This is a genomic window from Methylotenera sp. (assembly GCF_030684185.1).
Taxonomy (GTDB): Bacteria; Pseudomonadota; Gammaproteobacteria; order Burkholderiales; family Methylophilaceae; genus Methylotenera.
This window is the reverse complement of the sequence record NZ_JAUXOY010000009.1, coordinates 1-5,601: the sequence shown is the minus strand read 5'-3', so window position 1 is coordinate 5,601 and position 5,601 is coordinate 1. Positions and strand designations below refer to the sequence as shown.

The window sequence follows — 5,601 nt, the reverse complement described above, 5'->3', positions numbered from 1 at the left end:
TCATATATAAATTAACCTGTTTATCTGAAATGTGATTACCTGACACAGCGCCTCCTTATGGTTTGCTGTGCAGAACTCTATCAGATCAACTAGACAAGTTAATTGTCGCTAGACCAGACAAGATAATTGTCGCTCAATACTAAAGCTAAAGAATTTGTTGGAAAGCTATTCAAAAACGTACCCGTTTTAGATACCGGCGGTCGCGGGGCGACAACCACCTTTGCACAACGTGGCATTGGCGATGCATTGCTAACCTTTGAAAACGAAGTGAACTTAATCAAAAAGGAATTAGGTGATCAGTACGATGTTGTCTATCCATCGGTAAGTATTTTGGCAGAAAACCCAATCGCTGTTGTAGATAAGTATGTTGATAAACACAAGAACCGTCTGCTTGTGCAAGCTTACGCTGAGTTTCACTTCTCTGAAACAGGTCAAGAAATTGCAGCGCAACATGATATTAGACCACGTCTAGAATCAGTGGCCGAAAAATTCAAGTCTAAGTTTAAATCGATAGAGTTATTTAGTGTCGACGAAATATTTGGCGGCTGGGAAAAAGCGCAAAAAACGCATTTTGCAGATGGCGGCAATTTTGATCAGATCTATAGTAAATAATTAGATGTTCAAGGAATAGAAATGGCACAACAGCAAATTGCACCCCATGTAGAACAGTTACGATTACAGCTAAAAGAATCTTTATTGCTTGATTTCGATGAATACGGATTGGCAGAACAATTCACGGGCGAGTTTAACAGCACGTTTATCGGCGTGCGCCTGAATACTGCATTCCAGCCGATTTATGATAGCGAAGCGGGTGATCTATATGGCCATGAAGCACTGTTAAGACCTTCACTGGGTAATGAGCTGGCAAGTACGCCAGAGTTTGCCTTTACGTATGCCGAACAAGCTGGAAAATTAGTTGAATTCGATCGTGTAAGCAGAACGCTGCATGTACTCAATTTCAGACAAATCTATGCGGAAAATGGTTTGTTATTTCTAAACGTGCACCCCAAACTTTTAATCTCGGTGAATGCGCACGGCAAAGTTTTTGAGCGCATTCTACATGCCAACTCAGTGCCCACTAGCCGCGTAGTGATTGAAATTCAAGAGGGACTGGTAGAGCAAGATAAGCAGCTGGCAGAAGCGATTAATAATTACCGCGAACGAGGCTACCAAATTGCGATTGACCGCTTTGGCAGTGAGCAATCCCATATCGGTCGTTTGCGGAAATTTTCACCTGACTTTGTTAAGTTAGATTTAAATTTAATTCAGAAAGCTGAGAATAATGAGCGAGTACGTAAAGTTTTACCGGGGCTCATTAAAATGATTCAAGACATCGGCGCGAAGCCAGTGATTACTGGCATAGAAACGCAAACGCAACTTGATATTGCAATTGAAACAGGTAGCACTTTGTTTCAAGGCTACTTTCTGGCAAAACCTGTAACAGCAAAAGAATTGCAACCTTCCGCATTATTTAAACGGCGCACTACCAAATCTAACATCCGGGCGGTAGCGTAATACCTTTAAGAGATTTCCAACATAACTTTTAGCTATAAAGTTATAGGTAAAAGTTATTTTTAAATTATAAAAGACTCTGTTAAATTGGCGTCCGCTTTCATGAATAAGTAAACAATATGGCAAAACATAAAAATGTACTTCCGGGATTTAATCTATCGCTAGGCTACACACTGCTCTATTTGAGCTTGATAGTGTTGATTCCCCTTTCTGCAGCATTTATAAAAACTACCGAATTAAGCTTTAACGAATTTTGGGCTGTGGTTTCAGCACCAAGAGTCGTTGCTTCTTACAAGCTTACATTTGGCGCTTCATTTTTAGGCGCTTTATTAAATGCGGTTTTTGGTCTGCTCACGGCCTGGGTGCTGGTACGCTATACTTTTCCAGGCAAAAAAATTATTGATGCCTTGGTAGACTTACCTTTTGCGCTACCAACAGCAGTGGCAGGTATTGCCCTAACCGCAGTTTATTCAACGAATGGCTGGATTGGCCATTGGCTTGAGCAGTATGGAATCAAAGTAGCCTTTACGCCACTTGGTGTCATTATTGCCCTTACTTTTATAGGCTTGCCTTTTGTGGTGCGCACAGTACAACCGGTGTTGCAGGATTTAGAAGCTGAAACAGAAGAAGCTGCCGCTAGTCTTGGAGCAAATCGCTGGCAGACTTTTTCTAAAGTAATCATGCCAACTTTATGGCCCGCACTGTTAACAGGGTTTGCTTTGGCTTTTGCACGTGCGATTGGCGAGTATGGCTCAGTTATTTTTATTGCAGGCAACGTGCCATTTGTCTCTGAAATCACTCCATTGATTATTATCACCAAGCTAGAACAATATGAGTATGCCGAAGCCACAGCAGTGGCTGTAGTGATGCTGGTAATTTCTTTCTTGCTGCTATTTTCGATTAACGGTATGCAGTGGTGGTTCAGCCGCCGTGGCACTTCTTCACATTAAAGACATCATCTTAAAACTATTGATTGAGAACTACTAATAATGTCTACCTCAGCAACTGCAGCTAATTTGCCTACCTCACAGTACAGCAATTACCACACCAAAGTGGCGCGTAGCCGTGCTACTTCCGAACCAGTTTGGATACGCTGGTCATTGGTTGTGATTACACTGCTGTTTTTAAGTCTGTTTTTATTTGTGCCTTTGATTGCCGTTTTTACTGAGGCGCTGCGTAAAGGCTTTGATACCTACATCATTGCTTTGGTTGATCCTGATGCGCTTTCTTCAATCAAGCTCACCTTGATTGCCGCCGCGATTGCGGTACCGCTTAACTTGGTTTTTGGCGTTGCCGCCGCTTGGGCGATCGCCAAGTTTGAATTTAAGGGAAAAAGCATACTGATTACCTTGATAGACCTGCCATTTGCCGTTTCTCCAGTGATTGCTGGTTTAATCTACGTATTGATATTTGGCTTGCAAGGCTGGGTTGGCTCTACGCTGGTAGATCACGACATTAAAGTCATTTTTGCAGTACCTGGTATTGTATTAGCCACTATTTTTGTGACCTTCCCTTTTGTAGCTCGTGAATTGATTCCTTTGATGCAGGCACAAGGCAAAGACGAGGAAGAAGCAGGTTTAGTGCTAGGTGCCTCTGGCTGGCAGATACTATGGCGCATTACTTTACCTAACGTTAAATGGGGCTTACTGTATGGCGTAATTTTAACCAATGCCAGAGCAATGGGCGAGTTTGGAGCGGTATCAGTCGTATCAGGGCATATACGCGGTATGACCAATACCATGCCCTTACATGTAGAGATTTTGTATAACGAATACAACTACGCTGCCGCCTTTGCAGTCGCTTCATTACTCGCTTTATTGGCGCTAGTGACATTAGCACTCAAGACTTTTGTTGAATGGCGAGTTGCACAAAATGCAATTAGCAACGAGAACTCTTACAACTGATATTTTGTAGATTAAATAATGCTGTAAATAATGACGAACAATGACTAAATTGGAATAAAACGATGAGTATTGAAATCCGTAATATTAGAAAAAACTTTGGTAGCTTTAGCGCACTAAACGATGTCAGCCTTGATGTACCAAGCGGTGAATTAGTGGCGCTTCTTGGACCGTCAGGTTGCGGTAAAACAACTTTATTACGAATTATCGCAGGGCTAGAAACGCCAGATTCAGGCAACATTCTTTTTCATGGTGCCGATGCCACAGAGCAACAAGTGCGTGACCGCCAAGTAGGTTTTGTATTTCAACACTACGCGCTATTTCGTCATATGACGGTATTTGAAAATGTCGCCTTTGGTTTACGTGTTCGCCCAAAAGGTACACGCCCATCTGATGCTGAAATTAAAAGGCGTGTACATGAATTACTTGAGCTAGTTCAATTAGATTGGCTGGCAGATCGCTATCCTCCACAGTTGTCTGGTGGCCAACGTCAGCGTATTGCGTTAGCGCGTGCACTTGCAGTTGAACCAAAAGTTTTATTGCTAGATGAGCCATTTGGTGCACTAGATGCAAAGGTTCGTAAAGAGCTTCGCCGTTGGTTGCGTCGTCTACACGATGAGCTGCATATCACTAGTATTTTTGTAACGCATGATCAGGAAGAAGCACTAGAAGTAGCTGATCGTGTCGTTGTGATTAACAAAGGTAAGATAGAGCAAATAGGCTCGCCACAAGAAGTATACGGTCACCCGGTTTCGCCATTTGTTTATCAGTTCTTAGGCAATGTGAATCAATTCCACAGCCATGTGCATGAAGGTGAAGCAAAAATTGGTGAGATAGGATTGAAAATTGACGCACACTATGCCACGCAAAATAGTCCAGCAACTGCCTATGTGCGACCACATGATATTGAGATTCATAAAGTACGTAATGGAGTTGCGCCTGCTTTTGAGGCTGTGGTTAGCTACATTCATGCTATTGGGCCACTAGTTCGATTAGAGCTTCAAAGAGACGATCACACGGAGATAATAGAAGCCGAACTTACCCAAGAGCGTTTCCGAGAATTAAGTATCTCTCTGGGAGAGCATGTGTTTGTTTACCCTAGAAATGTGCGAGTATTTTTAGAAGAGCAAAACCCTATCTAATAAAAATAAGCCTGCTCAAATAAAAACAAAGCCCTCGATATGAGGGCTTTGTTTTTATTATTGAAATGTTAACTATACCGTAAGCATCCGCCCAGTACCCTTAATTCTTATGCCTTCATTCCCGTAAGAATAGGTGTCCACCTAAATTTAAGTGTACACCTATTTTATGACCGAATTTCTTCCGGCAATCTCAAGCCCGCCTTTGGATAGGCAGTAATATTCGCATGCATTCAAACGCCAGCTGGTAGAAGCGTCTCTGGTATCCGGCACCATAATAGTATGGATTGACACTCTTACGTGGGATCAATTCCTGTTGATTTAATTCCAATTGTGCATCACATATACCATAGCATTTCCCAATGCAAAAACCCCCGCTATTTGCATAGAAGGGGTTTTGCTGACCATCCGCGGGACGGTTCAAATAAATAGCTTGGCAGTGACCTACTTTCGCATGCAAAAAGCATACTATCATTGGCGCTGGTTCGTTTCACGGCCCTGTTCGAGATGGGAAGGGGTGGGTCCAAACCGCTATGGCCGCCAAGCATAACTGGTAACTCTTGTGCGCTGTTGAATTTTCATCCAATTGCCTATCACAAGCAGAAATGCTGTGCGCTCATCCTTATTTTCATAAGGATAGCGTCTTAAACTTACATCAAATTACTTATTACTAAGCACTTTAATGCAGTTTTTAACAAACAGAAGAAGTAAAGTTTATGGTGTTCTTTGATTACATTTTCTTACATATCAAGTCACTATTAAAACACCTGTTAGCTTGTATTGATACGATTTTCATCAATATCAGGTCAAGTTTTAAGGTTATAGGATCAAGCCTCACGAGCAATTAGTAACGGTCAGCTTAATGCATTACTGCACTTCCACATCCGTCCTATCAACGTCCTGGTCTCGAACGACTCTTTAGGGGGGTTAAACCCCCAGGGAAATCTCATCTCAAGGCGAGTTTCACGCTTAGATGCTTTCAGCGTTTATCTCTTCCGTATTTAGCTACCCGGCTATGCCATTGGCATGACAACCGGTCCACCAGAGAT

At 42.4% G+C, this 5,601-nt stretch carries 4 protein-coding genes, 2 rRNA genes and 1 pseudogene; 5 read left to right on the top strand and 2 right to left on the bottom strand.

Translation table 11 applies throughout. From position 1 onward, the window contains the following. Positions 1–138: 138 nt before the first annotated feature. The 5 genes and pseudogenes from Q8J82_RS01415 to Q8J82_RS01395 form a co-directional block, all read left to right on the top strand. A pseudogene (locus Q8J82_RS01415) lies at positions 139–612 on the top strand (sulfate ABC transporter substrate-binding protein); the annotation flags it as partial. A gap of 21 nt (positions 613–633) precedes the next feature. Beyond that, positions 634–1,515 carry an EAL domain-containing protein gene (locus Q8J82_RS01410; protein WP_304908534.1) on the top strand — a complete coding sequence of 294 codons (882 nt, stop codon included), beginning with the start codon at positions 634–636 and terminating at the stop codon, positions 1,513–1,515. 116 nt (positions 1,516–1,631) lie between these two features. Then, the gene (gene cysT / locus Q8J82_RS01405) at positions 1,632–2,462 is read left to right on the top strand and encodes a sulfate ABC transporter permease subunit CysT (RefSeq protein ID WP_304908533.1); all 831 of its coding nucleotides are present in this window, start codon (positions 1,632–1,634) and stop codon (positions 2,460–2,462) included. Between the two features lie 39 nt (positions 2,463–2,501). Then, a complete protein-coding gene (cysW, locus tag Q8J82_RS01400; RefSeq protein ID WP_304908532.1) occupies positions 2,502–3,416 on the top strand; it encodes a sulfate ABC transporter permease subunit CysW in 915 nt (304 codons plus the stop codon). A 62-nt stretch (positions 3,417–3,478) separates the two neighbouring features. Then, positions 3,479–4,555 (top strand): sulfate/molybdate ABC transporter ATP-binding protein, encoded by a 1,077-nt coding sequence (locus Q8J82_RS01395; RefSeq protein WP_304908531.1) that lies wholly within the window; start codon positions 3,479–3,481, stop codon positions 4,553–4,555. 428 nt (positions 4,556–4,983) lie between these two features. On the opposite strand, the gene rrf is transcribed toward Q8J82_RS01395, so the two are convergent. Beyond that, positions 4,984–5,097, bottom strand: a 5S ribosomal RNA gene (rrf, locus tag Q8J82_RS01390). A 278-nt stretch (positions 5,098–5,375) separates the two neighbouring features. Further along, positions 5,376–5,601 (bottom strand): 23S ribosomal RNA (locus Q8J82_RS01385); the annotation flags it as partial.